Below are 15,939 nucleotides of genomic sequence, written 5' to 3' on the forward strand. Positions count from 1 at the left end.
AGCCGTCCAGGAAGTCTGGGGAACAACGTATGGGACTGACCAGCCGGCCACTGCTGTACGCCGTGATCGCCCTCGCCTTGGCCTGTGTGGGGCTCACGGTCTGGATCTGGCCGAGGCTCTCGGGACGGGGCACGCGGGCGGTGCTGGGGCGGCTCGGCGTGATCGCCGGGACCCAGCTGGCCGTCGTGGCCGCGCTCGGTCTCGTGGTGAACACCAACTTCCAGTTCTACGCCTCCTGGCACGAGCTGCTCGGCCTGTACGACGGGGCGCCCGCCGCGGTCGGCAAGTGGGGCAACGAGGGCGCCGCCGGGCCCGCCGGCGACCCGTCCAAGGGCCTGGTGCAGGCGTCCGGCCCGGAGGGGCTGGACAAGGTGCACGGGGTGCCCAAGGGCCCGCCGGAGAAGAACGGCAAGGTCGAGACCGTACGGATCGTCGGCAAGCGGACCCGGGTGGTGGACCCGGCGTACGTCTACCTGCCGCCGCAGTACTTCCAGAAGCAGTACGCCCGGCAGAGATTCCCGGTCGTCGTCGCGCTCAGCGGCTACCCGGGCGGGATATTCCTGCTGGGCCAGCACCTCCGGCTGCCGGAGACCGCCGCGAAGCTGGTCCGCAACGGCACCCTCCAGCCGACGGTCATCGTGATGCTGCGGCCCACCATCGCGCCGCCGCGGGACACCCAGTGCGTCGACGTGCCCGGCGGCCCGCAGGCCGAGACCTTCTTCGCGCAGGACGTCCCGGACGCCCTGAAGTCGCACTACCGGGTGGGCCACGACCCGGGCGCCTGGGGCGTGCTCGGCTACTCCTCCGGCGGCAGCTGCGCCCTCCAGCTCGCCATGCGCCACCCGCGCACCTACACCGCCGCGGCGGCCCTCTCGCCCGACTACAAGGTCTCCAACGACCCCACCACCGGCAATCTCTTCGGCGACGACGCGGCACGCGGCCAGCGCCGCTCGGAGCACGACCTGATGTGGCGGCTGAAGAACCTGCCCGCCCCCGACGTCAACGTCCTGATCGGCACCAGCCGCAGCGGCGAGAAGAACTACCCGGCGGCGCAGGCGTTCCTGGCCGCGGTCCGCCCGCCCATGAAGGCGGACTCGATCGTCCTCGACCACGGCAGCCACAACTTCGCCACCTGGCGCCGCGAACTGCCCGCCGCGCTCCAGTGGATGAGCCGGACGCTGATGTTCCCCGAGGAGGTCGTGGGGAAGTCGTAGCCGCCCGCGACACCGGCGAGGCCGAGCGGGAAGGAAACGAAAAAGGGGCGGGCTCCCGGTACGCGGTGTACCGGGAGCCCGCCCCTATGTCGGTCGGTGGACGCTTCAGTCCTTGATCTCGCAGATCGCCGCGCCGGAGGTGAGGGCCGCGCCCACCTCGGCGCTCAGGCCCTTGACGGTGCCCGAGCGGTGCGCGTTGATCGGCTGCTCCATCTTCATCGCCTCCAGGACGACGATCAGCTCACCCTCGGTGACCTGCTGGCCCTCCTCGACGGCGACCTTGACGATGGTGCCCTGCATCGGGGAGGCCAGGGTGTCACCGGAGACCGCGCTGCCGGTCTTCTTGGTGGCCTTGCGCTTGGGCTTGGCGCCCCCGGCGACCGCGGCGCGGGCCAGCGGCATGCCGAGCGACGCCGGCAGCGAGACCTCCAGGCGCTTGCCGCCGACCTCGACCACGACCGTCTCGCGGCTGTCCGCCTCGGTCTCCTCGCCGCCGGGCGCGGCGAACGGCGGGATCTCGTTGGCGAACTCGGTCTCGATCCAGCGGGTGTGGACCGTGAACGGCTCGGTGGAGCCGGTGAGTTCGGGCGCGAACGCCGGGTCCTTGACGACCGTGCGGTGGAACGGGATGGCGGTGGCCATGCCCTCCACCTGGAACTCGTTCAGCGCCCGGGCGGCCCGCTGGAGGGCCTGCTCGCGGGTGGCGCCGGTGATGATCAGCTTGGCCAGCAGGGAGTCCCAGGCCGGGCCGATGACCGAGCCGGCCTCCACGCCCGCGTCCAGGCGGACGCCCGGGCCCGACGGCGCGTCGAACGTGGTGACCGTGCCGGGCGCGGGGAGGAAGTTGCGGCCCGGGTCCTCGCCGTTGATCCGGAACTCGAAGGAGTGGCCGCGCACGGCCGGGTCGTCGTAGCCCAGCTCCTCGCCGTCGGCGATCCGGAACATCTCGCGGACCAGGTCCAGGCCGGTGACCTCCTCGGTGACCGGGTGCTCCACCTGGAGGCGGGTGTTGACCTCCAGGAAGGAGATGGTGCCGTCCTGGCCCACGAGGAACTCGCAGGTGCCGGCGCCCTCGTAGCCGGCCTCCTTGAGGATGGCCTTGGACGCGCGGTACAGCTCGGCGTTCTGCTCGTCGCTCAGGAACGGCGCGGGGGCCTCCTCGACGAGCTTCTGGTGGCGGCGCTGCAGCGAGCAGTCGCGGGTGGAGACGACCACGACGTTGCCGTGCTTGTCGGCCAGGCACTGGGTCTCGACGTGCCGGGGGCGGTCGAGGTAGCGCTCGACGAAGCACTCGCCGCGGCCGAAGGCGGCGACCGCCTCGCGCACCGCGGAGTCGTAGAGCTCGGGGACCTCGTCCAGGGTCCGGGCGACCTTCAGGCCGCGGCCGCCGCCGCCGAACGCCGCCTTGATCGCGATCGGCAGTCCGTGCTCCTTGGCGAAGGCGACGACCTCGTCGGAGCCGGAGACCGGGTCCGGGGTGCCGGCGACCAGCGGGGCACCGGCGCGCTGCGCGATGTGCCGGGCGGCGACCTTGTCGCCGAGGTCGCGGATGGCGTGCGGCGGCGGGCCGATCCAGGTCAGGCCGGCGTCGAGCACGGCCTGCGCGAACTCGGCGTTCTCGGAGAGGAAGCCGTAGCCGGGGTGGATGGCGTCCGCACCGGAATCGGCGGCCGCCTGGAGGACCTTGGCGATGTCCAGGTAGCTGGTGGCAGGGGTGTCACCGCCCAAGGCGTATGCCTCGTCCGCGGCGCGGACGTGCAGGGCGTCCCGGTCCGGGTCGGCGTAGACGGCTACGCTCCCGATCCCGGCGTCCCGACATGCACGGGCAACGCGGACAGCGATTTCGCCACGGTTGGCGATGAGCACCTTGCGCACGATGGGTCCTTCCTTGGCGCTACGCCGCAACACACTGAACGCAGCGAGTTTAGGGACTGGCGACACCGCGTGCCGACCCGTTCCCTGGGGTGAGCTTGCCCACACGGAGCGTGCGCGCGGCGATGGCGAGGGGCCAAAGTCCGTTGGAATCCCAGGGTAGGCCCGGATTCCCGGGCTTCGGCGCGCGGCGCGGTGTGGCCTAGGTCTCGGACTGTGGACACCCGGCGAACCGTCAATTCTTTGTGGAGTCCCTACGAATGGGCGAGTGAAAGTTTTCGGGTGGGCGCGGCGGGCGGGGGTATGCCGACGGGGGGTCGGACGCGGTGGTGCAGACCCCTTGCCGTGACTGTTACCCGTTAGTAGCGTGCGGGATGCCTTCCGTACTCCTGGTAACAGTTCGTAGTGGCGGCGGACGGCGGCGCGGAGAGCGCACGACGGCGGAAGTGGGGTGGGCGCGATGATCGCGGCACGCAGACCGGTGGCCCTGGCGGCGGCGGTGGTCCTGGTCCTGGAGACGGCCGGGATCCTGCTGCTGAACTGGATCCTGAGCATCGTGGTCGACCGGCAGCAGATGTCCCTGGCCGGGCTGCGGCCGGACGCGATGTCCGTCGGTGCCTGGGGCGGCGCCGCGGTCGCCGCACTCTTCCTCCTCTTCTGCGCCGCGGTGCTGCTGCGCGCCGCACTGCGGGACCGGGCGCCCGGCCGCCTGACGCGCATCGCGCTGATCTGCTGCGCGGTGGCGCACGGCGTCGTCGGCGCGCTCGCCGTCGGCCTGATCGGCTGGCCGGCGTTCGCCGCCCTGATGGTGGTGCTCGCGTTGCTCGTGCTGACCCTGGTCGCCTACGGCGAACCGCGCCCGGACCGGGCGCCGGCCGAGGACCCCGCCACGGGCGGCGCCCCCGCCTGACCCCGTCGGCCTCCCGTCCGCGCCCCGAACTCGGGGCGTGGCGGGGGGTGTTTGGCCTCGTTTCGGGGCGTCCGGCGCCCCCGCGGCGCGCCGCCGACGGTGACCCGGCGCGCCACCCGACCGGACGCGGTGGCCGGATCCGCCGCCCCGGCCCTCAGCTCCCCGCGGGCCGCCCCGCCGGCGCGTGCTCCCGCAGGATCTCGACGAACGCCCGCATCCACTCCGGCTGGTCCGGCCAGGCACGGGCCGAGATGACCTTGCCGTCCGCCACCGCCGACCCGTCGACGAAGTCCCCGCCGCCCAGCTCCACCTCCGCCGCGCAGGCGGGGTAGGCGGAGGTCCGGCGGCCCTTCAGTACCCCGAGCGGCGCCAGCGCGATGGCCGCGTGGCAGATGTGCGCGACCGGCTTGTCCGCGTCGAAGAAGTGCGTGACCACCCGCCGGAAGTCCGGGTCGTGCCGCAGGTATTCGGGCGCCCGGCCACCGGGCAGGACCAGCGCCGCGTACTCCGTCGGATCGACCTCGGACAGTGCGAGGTCGGCCGGCCAAGAGTGGCCCGCCGACTCGGTGTAGGTGTCGAAGCCCTCGACGAAGTCATGCGTGACGAACCGCAGCTTCTTCCGCGACGGCGCCGCGACCAGGACCTCGTACCCCTCCTCCAGCAGCCGCTGGTACGGGTAGAAGAACTCCAGGTCCTCGCTCGCGTCTCCGGCGACGATCAGGATCTTGGTCATGGGGAACACTCCTCGCGCTGGCGGTCGTCTCGGAACCATCGGTTCCCCGACGATGCGCAGCGCTCACCGCCCGGCCGAAAATCACCGGCGGGAGGGCACGCCCGCGGCGGGCGAGCGGCGTTCGGGGCGGCGCTCAGGCCCACAGATCGGTGATCGCGATGCCCAGGTCGGCCAGCAGGCGGCGGAACAGCGGCAGGGACAGGCCGATGACGTTGCCCGGGTCGCCGTCGATCCCGTCGATGAACGGCGCCGAGCGGCCGTCGAGGGTGAACGCGCCCGCCACGTACAGCGGTTCACCGCTCGCCACGTACGCGGCGATCTCGTCGTCGTCGGGCTCGCCGAACCGGACCGTGGTGGACGCGGTGGCCGAAACCTGACGGCCCGACGCGGTGTCGATCACGCAGTGACCGGTGCGCAGGATCCCGGACCGGCCGCGCATCGACTTCCAGCGGGCCGTGGCGTCCTCGGCGTCCGCCGGCTTGCCGAGCGCCCGCCCGTCCAGCTCCAGCACCGAGTCGCAGCCGACGACCAGCGCACCGGCGGCCTCCGGCCGGGCCGCGACCGCGGCGGCCTTCGCCTCGGCCAGCATGCGGGCCAGCTCCTCCGGGGTGGCGGCGGTGAGCGCGTCCTCGTCGACCCCGCTTATCACGACCTCGGGTGCCAGCCCGGCCTGCCGGAGCAGGCCGAGACGGGCCGGGGACTGGGAGGCGAGGACGAGGCGGCGGGGGCCGGGAGCTTCGGTCATGCCCGCCATCGTACGGAGCCGGCGGCGATCAGTGGGCCGGGGTCCGACGGCCGGCGGCCCGCAGCGCCAGCCAGCCCAGCAGTGCGCCGAGGGCGACGCCCAGGGTGTTGTGCGCCCAGTCCGCGGCTCCTTCGCGAGGGCGCGTTAATGCTGGGCATCAGGGCGGTACTGGGAGGCGGCGTAAAGCCTCCATGAGGGGATGTCGGGCAGGCAAGGAAAACGGGCCGGACGCCCGGAGTGAAAGGGGGCAATTTCCCCTTCTCCGGTAGTCCGGCCCGCTCGCCGCGTCACGTGTTCCGCGTTCCGGCGCCGTTCCGGTCGTTCAGCGCGGCCTCACTTGTTCAGGACGGCCTGCATCACCGACTTCGCGATCGGTCCGCCCAGCTTTCCACCGGCGATCTCCGAGCGCGGGATGTCCATGTCCTTCGGGTCGACGAAGACCGCCACCGCCACCGGCGAACTCCCGTCGGGAAGCTTCGCGTAGGAGACGAACCAGGCGTAGGGCCGCTCGTCGTTCACGTCCGCACCGTGCTGCGCGGTACCGGTCTTGCCGCCGACCGTCACCCCGTCGATCTTCGCCTTCGAGGCGGTGCCGTCCGAAACGGTGTACTCCATCATTTCCTGCACCTTCTTCGCGGTGCTCTCGGAGACCGCCTGCGGGTCCCCGGAATTCAGCGGCGCCGGATCGAACTTCTCGATCGTGGACAGGTCCGGGCCGCGCAGCTCCTCGACCAGATACGGCTTCATCACCTTGCCGTTGTTGGCGATCCCGGCGGCGACCATCGCCATCTGCAGCGGGGTGCTGGTCAGGCTGCCCTGCCCCATACCGGTCAGCGCGGTCTGCGGCTGGTCGAGCTTGCTCGGATATCCGCTCACCGCGGAACGCACCGGGACGAAGTGCTCCGAGTTGAAACCGAATTTCTCCGCGGTCTCCCGCATTTTGTCCGTGCCCAGCTTGTGCGCGGCGTCCAGGAAGACGTTGTTGCAGGACCACTGCATACCGGTCTTCAGCGACGCCTTGTCGCAGGGCGCCCCCACGACGTCGTTGCCGACCTGGGTGTGGGTCTGCGGCAGCGTGTACGGGGCCGGGGCGCCGGAGGAGGCGTTGATGTCGGTGACGGTGCCGTGCTCCAGGGCCGCGGCCGCGGTGAGCACCTTGAAGGTCGAGCCGGGCGGGTAGATCTCGCGCAGCGCCCGGTTGTTCATCGGCTTGGACTTGTCCTGGTCGAGGGCGAGGTACTTCTTGCCCTCCGCGGCGGACAGCCCCGCGAACGTCGACGGGTCGTAGGACGGCGTGCTCGCCATCGCCAGGATCTTGCCGCTCCGCGGGTCCAGGGCGACCACCGCGCCGGTCGCGTGCAGATCGGTCAGCCCCTTGTAGGCGGCCTTCTGCGCCTTCTCGCTGATGGTGGTCAGGACGTCGCCGCCGCGCGGCTTCTCGCCCGTCAGCATGCCCCGCGCGCGGTTGAAGAACAGCCGGTCGTCCTTGCCGCTGAGCACCTTGCGGTAGACGCCCTCCAGCATCGTCTCGCCCGCCGCCTGCCGGGCGTACCCGGTGACCGGGGCGTACATCGCGCCGTCGGTGTAGGTCCGCTTGTACTTGAAGTCGCCGCTGGTCTCCGTGGACCCAGTGATCGGCTTGCCGTCGACGATGATGTTGCCGAGCGGATACGAGTACGCCTCGATCTTTACCCGCCGGTTGTTGGCGTCGTTCGCGAGCTGATCTGCCTGCAGGAACTGCACCCAGGTCACCCGGACCAGCAGGGCGAGCACCAGCACCCCGCAGAAGACGGCTATGTGTCTGAGCGGCCTGTTCATGATCTCCCCTCCCGCCCGGCACGGCGGCCGGCCGGTCACTCCATGGCCGCATGCCCGAATTGCACTGTCGAGAGAGAAAGATGCAAATTCGGCCGCTGCGGTTGCGGAGAGAGGTGAGGTCAATGGGGCGGATGGGGCGCCGGCCCCGCGGGAACCGCGGGTCCCGTGAGGGCGTCACCTGATCAGGAGCACCAGCGTCCCCACCATGATCGCCGTGGCGAGCACGAAGCCCATCCGACGGAGCTTCGCCTGCACCTCGCGCAGCTCCTCGGGCGGTTCATCGGGCGGATCGGACCACAGCATGGCCTCGATCCTCCCGTCCCCAACGGCGGCGGCGCCTGAGTACGCATACTCAGGCGCCGCGCCGTCAAGGACTAGTCAGTGCACAATGCACCGATCTGTTCCGCGGGTCATCGCGGCCAGAAGCTGGTCCGCCAGGCCCGCGGTCCCGGATGGGGCATCCGGGACCGGGCCGGAACCGTCGCCGCCGGATCCGACCACTCGCTGCCGCGCCCGCCGCTGTCCGGCGCGGCGCCGGCGGCCACCGCCGCCGCCCGGGCCTTGACCACCGCCAGCGCGGCGGCCAGCTCCTCGGGCGTGGGATTGCCCCGTACGACCTTGATCATCGTCATCGACCTCCTACGGCGGGGACTACAGCGGGATGTTGCCGTGCTTCTTCGGCGGCAGCGCCTCCCGCTTGTTGCGCAGCGTGCGCAGCCCGCGGACGATGTGCCGCCGGGTGTCGGACGGCATGATCACCGCGTCGACATAGCCCCGCTCGGCCGCGACGTAGGGGTTCAGCAGGGTGTCCTCGTACTCCTGGATCAGCTCCTGGCGGCGGGTCTCCTGCGCGGCCGGGTCCTCGATCGCCGCCAGCGTCCGGCGGTGCAGGATGTTGACCGCGCCCTGGGCGCCCATCACGGCGATCTGCGCGGTCGGCCAGGCGAGGTTCAGGTCCGCGCCCAGGTGCTTGGAGCCCATGACGTCGTATGCGCCGCCGAACGCCTTCCGGGTGATCACGGTGATCAGCGGAACCGTCGCCTCCGCATAGGCGTAGATCAGTTTGGCGCCGCGCCGGATGATCCCGTCGTACTCCTGGTCCGTGCCCGGCAGGAAGCCCGGGACGTCGACGAAGGTCAGCACCGGGATGTTGAAGGCGTCGCAGGTGCGCACGAACCGCGCAGCCTTCTCGCTCGCGTTGATGTCCAGACAGCCCGCGAACTGCATCGGCTGGTTGGCCACCACGCCGACCGAGTGCCCCTCGACCCGCCCGAACCCGGTGAGGATGTTCGGTGCGAACAGCGCCTGGGTCTCCAGGAATTCGCCGTCGTCCAGCACGTGCTCGATCGCGGTGTGCATGTCGTACGGCTGGTTGGCCGAGTCCGGGATGAGCGTGTCCAGCTCACGGTCCGCGTCGGTGACCGCCAGGTCCGCCTCCTCCGGGAAGGCCGGCGGGTCGGAGAGGTTGTTCGACGGCAGGTACGACAGCAGCCCCTTGACGTACTCGATGGCGTCCTTCTCGTCACCCGCCATGTGGTGCGCCACGCCCGAGGTGGTGTTGTGCGTACGGGCCCCGCCCAGCTCCTCGAAACCGACGTCCTCGCCCGTCACCGTCTTGATGACGTCCGGCCCGGTGATGAACATGTGCGAGGTCTGGTCGACCATCACCGTGAAATCCGTGATGGCCGGCGAATACACCGCGCCACCCGCGCACGGACCCACGATCAGGGAAATCTGCGGCACCACGCCCGACGCGTGCACATTCCGCCGGAAAATCTCCGCGAACAGCCCGAGGGCGGCCACGCCCTCCTGAATGCGGGCACCGCCGCCGTCATTGATCCCGACGACCGGACAGCCGTTCTTCAGGGCGAAGTCCATCACCTTGACGATCTTCTCGCCGTAGACCTCGCCGAGCGATCCGCCGAAGATCGTGAAGTCCTGCGAATACACACAGACCGGCCGCCCGTCGACCGTTCCATAACCCGTGACCACGCCATCGCCGTACGGCCGGTTCTTCTCGATCCCGAAATTCGTCGACCGGTGACGGGCGAACTCGTCGAGCTCGACGAACGAGCCCTCGTCCAGCAGGAGATCGATGCGCTCACGCGCCGTCAACTTCCCCTTGGCGTGCTGCTTTTCCACCGCACGGGCGGAGCCGGCATGCGTGGCTTCCTCGACCCGTCGCTGCAGATCCGCCAATTTGCCCGCGGTGGTGTGGATGTTTGCTTCCGGTTCGGACATCGGGATGCGGCTCCTGCTCGTCCTGGACTGGCACTCGTACTGAGGGAGGTACGGGTGTGGCTACCGACTCGTAGCGTATCGGCGGGACTGCTCTGCGGCACTGCGTCGTTGACCACACCTAGGCTGGGGCCATGACGCCTCAACCACCGGAAAACCGGGATAAAGACGCCGGTCGCTGGAGTGATCTGGGCCGCCCGCCGCTGAACGCGAACGCGCTGCGCCGGGCCCTCGTCCGCCCCGGCTCGCTCTGGTCCTCACTGGACGTCGTCCCCGCCACCGGGTCCACCAACACCGACCTCGTCGAGCGGGCGGCGGCCGGTGGCCTGCGCGAGGGCGCCGTCCTCATCGCCGAGGAACAGTCGGCCGCCCGCGGCCGGCTCGACCGCCGCTGGTCGGCGCCGTCCCGCTCCGGGCTCTTCTTCTCCGTCTACCTCACGCCGACCGTGCCGCCGGCCCGCTGGGGCTGGCTCCCCCTCCTCACCGGAGTGGCCGCGGCCACCGCGATCGCCCGCGCCGCCGGCGTCGACACCGCGCTCAAGTGGCCCAACGACCTGCTGATCACGGTGGACGGCGCGGAACGCAAGCTCGGCGGCATCCTCGCCGAACGCGCCGCCGACGGCGTCGTCATCGGCATGGGCCTCAACGTCTCGCTCACCGCCGACGAACTCCCCGTCCCCACCGCCGGCTCGCTGGCCCTCGCGGGCGCCGCCAACACGGACCGGGACCCGCTGCTGCGGGCCGTCCTCCGCTCGCTGGAGGAGTGGTACGGCGAGTGGCAGGAAGCGGACGGCGATCCGGGCGCGTGCCGCCTCCAGGCGGCGTACGCGGCGGGCTGCGCGACGCTGGGGCGCAAGGTGCGGGCGCACCTGCCGGGCGACCGCTCGATCGACGGCGAGGCGGTCGCCCTCGACGCCGACGGCCGCCTCGTCCTGGCCACGGCGGACGGCGTCCAACAACCGGTGGACGCCGGCGACATCGTGCATCTCCGACCGGCGTAGCGGATGTGTTGGGCGGGGCGCCCGGGGTGTGGTGGGTGCCGGTGTGGGTGCCCCGCCCGGTGGGGATGAGGGACGGGGCAGGACCGGGTTGCCGCTTGTACCTGTCCTCCCGCCGGGGTGGGGTCCGTTCATGACCGGTACCCACCACCGAGCCGGAGCCCCACCCCGACACACCCCTCCGCCGAAGGCGGAAAACGGTGCCCCCACATCGGGGCAGCCGGCAACGTGGGAAGAAGCCGAGCGCAGCGGCTACGTGAGGCAGAGCACACCTGCCGTATCGTTGAGGCGGTCCGTCGGCAGGGAGCGGATCATGGGCGAGCAGCGAGATCGGAAGGGCCGTGCGCAGGGAACGGACAGGGAGCGGTCGGTGACGGCCGACGAGTCGGGGGCCACCCCGCGCGGCGCGGACGCCGAGGGCGAGGCGGTGGGAGAGGCCCCTGCGGGCGATCCCGCAGGCGGTCCCGAAGCGGGCGACGGCGTCGTCGAAGACAACGGCGAGACCGCCGAGAACAACATCGCCGTGAAGCTCGAACAGCTCATCCTCGGGGCCGAGCGCCGCTACACGCCGTTCCAGGCGGCCCGCAGCGCCGGCGTTTCCATGGACCTCGCGGCCCGCTTCTGGCGGGCCATGGGCTTCGCGGACATCGGCCAGGTCAAGGCCCTCACCGAGGCCGATGTGCTGGCGCTGCGCCGGCTCGCCGGTCTCGTCGAGGCGGGGCTGCTGAGCGAGGCGATGGCCGTGCAGGTCGCCCGTTCCACCGGTCAGACCACGGCGCGGCTCGCCGACTGGCAGATCGACTCGTTCCTGGAGGGGCTGACCGAGCCCCAGGACTCCGGCCTGACCCGTACGGAGATCACCTATCCGCTGGTCGAGCTGCTGCTCCCGGAGTTGGAGGAGTTCCTGGTCTATGTGTGGCGGCGGCAGCTGGCCGCGGCCACCGGGCGGGTGGTCCAGGCGCAGGACGACGCGGAGATGGTGGACCGGCGGCTGGCCGTCGGGTTCGCCGACCTGGTCGGGTTCACCCGGCTGACGCGGCGGCTGGAGGAAGAGGAACTGGGCGAGCTGGTCGAGGCGTTCGAGACCACCGCCGCCGATCTGGTCGCCGCGCACGGCGGCCGGCTCATCAAGACCCTGGGCGACGAGGTGCTCTTCGCGGCGGACGACGCGGGCATCGCGGCCGAGATCGGGCTGCGGCTGATCGAGACCATGGGCCACGACGAGACGATGCCCGAGCTGCGGGTGGGCATCGCGTTCGGCACGGTCACGACCCGGATGGGCGATGTCTTCGGGACGACCGTCAACCTGGCCAGCCGGCTGACCTCGATAGCGCCGAAGGACACCGTGCTGGTGGACCAGGCGTTCGCGGAGGAGCTGGGGCGTACGGGCGACGCACCGGTCTCCGAGGCGGATGCCGCGGCGGCGGAGAAGGCCGCCCAGGAGGGCACCGGCAGCCCGCCGCCCCCGTACCGCTTCGCGTTGCAGCCGATGTGGCAGCGGCCGGTGCGCGGTCTGGGCGTCGTCGAGCCGTGGATGTTGACCCGGCGCGGGTGAGGCGCACGGCCGCGGTGGGCCCTGCCGTAAACCGGCGCGAGCTGACATGATCCTCAGCGGTCGGGTCAACGATCGTTAACCGGGAATCGGGAGGGCGGCATGAGCGGTACGCGGCGGTTCGGTGCGGACGAGTGGGTCGGCGTGGCGCGGCACGGCTTCGTGGCGGAGCTGGTCATGGACCGGCCGAAGGCGATGAACGCGATGTCGACGGCGATGGCCGACGCGCTGGCGCAGGCGTGCGCCGAGCTGGCCGCCGACCGTTCCGTGCGGGCGGTGGTGCTCACCTCCACCCATGAGCGGGCGTTCTGCGTGGGGGCCGACCTCAAGGAGCGCAACTCCTTCACGGACGCCGATCTGATGCGGCAGCGGCCGCGCACCCGGGCCGCCTACACCGGGGTGCTGGAGCTGCCGATGCCGACGATCGCGGCGGTGCACGGCTTCGCGCTCGGTGGCGGTTACGAGTTGGCGCTGGCCTGCGATCTGATCGTCGCGGACGGCACCGCGGTGGTGGGGCTGCCGGAGGTGTCGGTGGGCGTCATTCCCGGCGGGGGTGGGACGCAGCTGCTGCCGCGCCGGGTGGGCGCGGCGCGCGCCGCCGAGCTGGTGTTCACCGCGCGCCGGGTGCCGGCGGCGGAGGCCGGCGAGCTGGGGCTGGTGGACCGGGTGGTGGCGGATGGGCGGGACCGGGCGGAGGCGCTGGAGCTGGCCGCCGCGATCGCCCGTAACTCGCCGGTGGGGCTGCGTGCGGCCAAGCGCGCCATGCGGCTCGGTCAGGGCCTGGACCTGCGGGCCGGGCTGGATCTGGAGGACGGAGCCTGGCGCAGCGTGGCGTTCTCCGGGGACCGGGCCGAGGGCGTCGCGGCCTTCAACGAGAAGCGGGACCCGAACTGGCCGGGGGAGTGACGCTCCGCCCCGCCCCGTCCGGTGGCTGACCAGCGGAAGGGGCGAATCGGGTCAATCATTCCTACGCTGTAATACAGAGCGTGCTCACGGTGACGGAATGTGAGGATCCGGTGACGGGCGAGGCTGACGCGAGGCTGCGGGCCGTGGTGGAGCTGGCGCAGGCGATGGCCGCCGCGCCGGCGCTGCGCGACTCGGCCCGGGCCGCCGCGCAGGGCGCACGCCGGGCGCTGGCGGGCTCCTTCGCGGCCCTCTCCATGTGGGAGCGCGAGCGGGGGCGGCTGCGGGTGCTGGCGAACGTCGGCGAACTCGCTCCGGGGGAGCGGGAGTTCCCCGACAACGAGGCGTATCCGGTGCACGAGTTCCCGGAGGTCGTCGAGTTCCTGCACGAGCAGTGGGCCGGCGGCGGGGAGCCCGGCGCGTGGGTGGAGTTCGCCGAGGGCGGGCCGCGGGAGGGCGCGCCGGCGGGGGGCTCGTACAACCATCAGCGGGTGGCCGCGCTGCGCCGGCGCGGCCGGGGCTGCTGCGTGGTGGCCCCGATCGTGCTGCACGGCCGGGCGTGGGGCGAGCTCTATGTGGCGCGGCGGGCCGGGGAGCCGGTGTTCGGGCGGGCGGACGTCGATTTCGCGACCGTGCTGGCCGCCGTCACGGCCGCCGGGATCGCCCAGACCGAGCGGCTCGCGGAGGCCCGCCGGCTGGCGTTCACCGACGCGCTGACCGGCCTGGCCAACCGCCGGGCCGTCGACATGCGACTGGACGAGGCGTTGGAGCGGCACCGCGTGGACGGTGTGGCGGTCAGCCTGGTGGTGTGCGATCTGAACGGGCTGAAGCAGGTGAACGACTCGCGCGGGCACGCGGTCGGCGACCGGCTGCTGGAGCGCTTCGGGTCGGTGCTGTCGCTGTGCGGCGCGATGCTGCCGGGGACGCTCGTGGCGCGGTTGGGCGGCGACGAGTTCTGCCTGCTGGCGGTCGGGCCGGGGAGCGACGAGGTGGCCAAGGTGGCCGGTGAGCTGTGCCGGCGGGCCGGTGAGCTGGACCTCGGCGAGGGGGTCGCGGTGGGGGTCGCCTCGACCGGCGACCCGATAGGGCCGGTGCACAGCGCCCGCCGGCTCTTCCGGCTCGCGGACGCCGCCCAGTACCGGGCCAAGGCGGCGAAGTCCGGCGGGCCGGTGGTGGCCGGGCGGCACGGCGGCGCGGACGACCCGGTGGTGCAGCTGGCGGACTCGCCGGAGCCGCCGCCGGGGCCGGAGCGACGGAGGTTCCGGAGGTGACGCGGGGTGCCGGGTGACGGGGCGCGATCGGCGCGGGCGATGATCGGTAAGGGGTGATCCCGAAATCCGGTGGTGACATCTGGCGATTCAGTCTCTAGGGTGCCTGAATATGGATATGCACACTGTGGTGCTGGGGACGTCCGGCACCACCGCACAGGACGTCATCGCGGTGGCCCGCGGCGCGGCGCGGATCGAGCTGTCCGAGGAGGCCCGCGCCGCCGTCGCCGCCTCGCGCGCCTTCATCGACGAACTCGCCGCCAAGCCCGACCCGGTCTACGGCGTCTCCACCGGCTTCGGCGCCCTCGCCGTCCGGCACATCAGCCCCGAACTGCGGGCCCAGCTCCAGCGCAACATCGTGCGTTCGCACGCGGCCGGCATGGGCCCGGCCGTCGAGCGCGAGGTGGTCCGCGCCCTGATGTTCCTGCGGCTGAAGACCCTCGCCTCGGGGCACACCGGCGTCCGCCCGGTGGTCGTCGAGACCATGGCCGCCCTCCTGAACGCCGGGATCACCCCGGTCGTCCACGAGTACGGCTCGCTCGGCTGCTCCGGCGACCTCGCGCCGCTCTCGCACTGCGCGCTGACGCTGATGGGCGAGGGCGATGCGGAAGGCCCCGACGGCGTCGTCCGGCCCTCCGGCGAACTGCTGGCCGCGCACGGCATCGCGCCCGTCGAGCTCCGTGAGAAGGAGGGGCTGGCGCTCCTCAACGGCACCGACGGCATGCTCGGCATGCTGGTGATGGCCTGCGCCGACCTGGCCCGGCTGTTCACCTCCGCGGACATCACCGCCGCGCTCTCCATGGAGGCGCTGCTGGGCACCGACAAGGTCCTCGCGCCCGAGCTGCACGCCATCCGGCCGCACCCGGGCCAGGCCGCCTCGGCCGCCAACATGCTGACGTTCCTGGCCGGTTCCGGCCTCACCGGCCACCACCAGGACGACGCCCCGCGCGTCCAGGACGCCTACTCCATCCGCTGCGCCCCCCAGGTCGCCGGCGCCGGCCGGGACACCCTCGCGCACGCCCGCCTGGTCGCCGACCGGGAGCTGGCCGCCGCCGTCGACAACCCCGTCGTGCTGCCCGACGGCCGGGTGGAGTCCAACGGCAACTTCCACGGTGCACCGGTCGCCTACGCGCTGGACTTCCTGGCCATCGCCGCGGCCGACCTCGGCTCGATCGCCGAGCGCCGCACCGACCGCCTGCTGGACAAGAACCGCTCGCACGGGCTGCCCGCCTTCCTGGCCGGCGACCCGGGCGTCGACTCGGGCCTGATGATCGCCCAGTACACGCAGGCCGCGCTGGTCAGCGAACTGAAGCGGCTGGCCGCACCGGCGTCGGTGGACTCCATCCCGTCCTCCGCCATGCAGGAGGACCACGTCTCGATGGGCTGGTCGGCGGCGCGCAAGCTGCGCACCGCGGTGGACAACCTCACCCGGGTCGTCGCCGTCGAGCTCTACGCCGCGACCCGCGCCGTCGAGCTGCGCGAGGGACTGGCGCCCGCGCCGGCGACCCGCGCGGTGCTGGACGCGCTGCGTGCCGCGGGCGTTCAGGGACCGGGCGAGGACCGCTTCCTGGCGCCCGACCTGGAGGCGGCGTACGCCTTTGTGCGGGACGGGAAGCTGGTGGCGGCGGCCGAGTCGGTCACCGGCCGACTGGCCTGACGGCACCTCAACTCGGCGGCGCAGGGCCGCG

At 72.2% G+C, this 15,939-nt stretch carries 14 protein-coding genes; 7 read left to right on the forward strand and 7 right to left on the reverse strand.

Annotated elements, in window-relative coordinates; genetic code table 11:
• The first annotated feature begins 29 nt into the window (after window positions 1-29).
• Entirely contained in the window at window positions 30-1,214 is a 1,185-nt protein-coding gene (locus JNO44_RS26810; RefSeq protein WP_205366421.1) for an alpha/beta hydrolase, read from the forward strand.
• Between the two features lie 105 nt (window positions 1,215-1,319).
• Here the strand turns inward: JNO44_RS26810 and JNO44_RS26815 are convergent, their stop codons facing one another.
• The gene (locus JNO44_RS26815) at window positions 1,320-3,089 is read right to left on the reverse strand and encodes an acetyl/propionyl/methylcrotonyl-CoA carboxylase subunit alpha (RefSeq protein WP_039633349.1); all 1,770 of its coding nucleotides are present in this window, start codon (window positions 3,087-3,089) and stop codon (window positions 1,320-1,322) included.
• A 448-nt stretch (window positions 3,090-3,537) separates the two neighbouring features.
• Here JNO44_RS26815 and JNO44_RS26820 point away from each other — a divergent pair, with 448 nt between their 5' ends.
• Window positions 3,538-3,996: a hypothetical protein gene (locus JNO44_RS26820; RefSeq protein ID WP_420882688.1), complete on the forward strand. Its 459-nt coding sequence runs from the start codon at window positions 3,538-3,540 to the stop codon at window positions 3,994-3,996.
• 154 nt (window positions 3,997-4,150) lie between these two features.
• On the opposite strand, the gene JNO44_RS26825 is transcribed toward JNO44_RS26820, so the two are convergent.
• The 6 genes from JNO44_RS26825 to JNO44_RS26845 form a co-directional block, all read right to left on the reverse strand.
• Window positions 4,151-4,729, reverse strand: coding sequence for a DJ-1/PfpI family protein (locus JNO44_RS26825; protein WP_205366422.1), 579 nt, complete (start codon window positions 4,727-4,729; stop codon window positions 4,151-4,153).
• A 133-nt stretch (window positions 4,730-4,862) separates the two neighbouring features.
• A complete protein-coding gene (locus JNO44_RS26830) occupies window positions 4,863-5,474 on the reverse strand; it encodes a Maf family protein (RefSeq protein WP_205366423.1) in 612 nt (203 codons plus the stop codon).
• A 333-nt stretch (window positions 5,475-5,807) separates the two neighbouring features.
• Window positions 5,808-7,292 carry a peptidoglycan D,D-transpeptidase FtsI family protein gene (locus JNO44_RS26835; RefSeq protein WP_073445936.1) on the reverse strand — a complete coding sequence of 495 codons (1,485 nt, stop codon included), beginning with the start codon at window positions 7,290-7,292 and terminating at the stop codon, window positions 5,808-5,810.
• A gap of 174 nt (window positions 7,293-7,466) precedes the next feature.
• Window positions 7,467-7,595, reverse strand: coding sequence for a morphogenic membrane protein MmpB (gene mmpB, locus JNO44_RS44535; RefSeq protein WP_258018278.1), 129 nt, complete (start codon window positions 7,593-7,595; stop codon window positions 7,467-7,469).
• A gap of 107 nt (window positions 7,596-7,702) precedes the next feature.
• Complete coding sequence (locus tag JNO44_RS26840; protein ID WP_039640938.1) at window positions 7,703-7,918, reverse strand: acyl-CoA carboxylase epsilon subunit; 216 nt, start codon at window positions 7,916-7,918, stop codon at window positions 7,703-7,705.
• A gap of 25 nt (window positions 7,919-7,943) precedes the next feature.
• The gene (locus JNO44_RS26845) at window positions 7,944-9,533 is read right to left on the reverse strand and encodes an acyl-CoA carboxylase subunit beta (protein ID WP_205366424.1); all 1,590 of its coding nucleotides are present in this window, start codon (window positions 9,531-9,533) and stop codon (window positions 7,944-7,946) included.
• 131 nt (window positions 9,534-9,664) lie between these two features.
• Between JNO44_RS26845 and JNO44_RS26850 the strand changes: the two genes are divergently transcribed.
• The 5 genes from JNO44_RS26850 (at window position 9,665) to hutH (ending at window position 15,908) form a co-directional block, all read left to right on the forward strand.
• Window positions 9,665-10,531 (forward strand): biotin--[acetyl-CoA-carboxylase] ligase, encoded by an 867-nt coding sequence (locus JNO44_RS26850; RefSeq protein ID WP_205366425.1) that lies wholly within the window; start codon window positions 9,665-9,667, stop codon window positions 10,529-10,531.
• A gap of 367 nt (window positions 10,532-10,898) precedes the next feature.
• Complete coding sequence (locus tag JNO44_RS26855) at window positions 10,899-12,083, forward strand: adenylate/guanylate cyclase domain-containing protein (protein ID WP_205370596.1); 1,185 nt, start codon at window positions 10,899-10,901, stop codon at window positions 12,081-12,083.
• Between the two features lie 99 nt (window positions 12,084-12,182).
• Window positions 12,183-12,986, forward strand: coding sequence for an enoyl-CoA hydratase/isomerase family protein (locus JNO44_RS26860; protein ID WP_205366426.1), 804 nt, complete (start codon window positions 12,183-12,185; stop codon window positions 12,984-12,986).
• A 164-nt stretch (window positions 12,987-13,150) separates the two neighbouring features.
• Entirely contained in the window at window positions 13,151-14,254 is a 1,104-nt protein-coding gene (locus JNO44_RS26865) for a GGDEF domain-containing protein (protein WP_205370598.1), read from the forward strand.
• A gap of 109 nt (window positions 14,255-14,363) precedes the next feature.
• The gene (hutH, locus tag JNO44_RS26870; RefSeq protein WP_205366427.1) at window positions 14,364-15,908 is read left to right on the forward strand and encodes a histidine ammonia-lyase; all 1,545 of its coding nucleotides are present in this window, start codon (window positions 14,364-14,366) and stop codon (window positions 15,906-15,908) included.
• The last annotated feature ends 31 nt before the right edge of the window (window positions 15,909-15,939 follow it).

Origin of the sequence: Streptomyces noursei (assembly GCF_016917755.1) — a bacterium.
Taxonomy (GTDB): Bacteria; Actinomycetota; Actinomycetes; order Streptomycetales; family Streptomycetaceae; genus Streptomyces; species Streptomyces yunnanensis.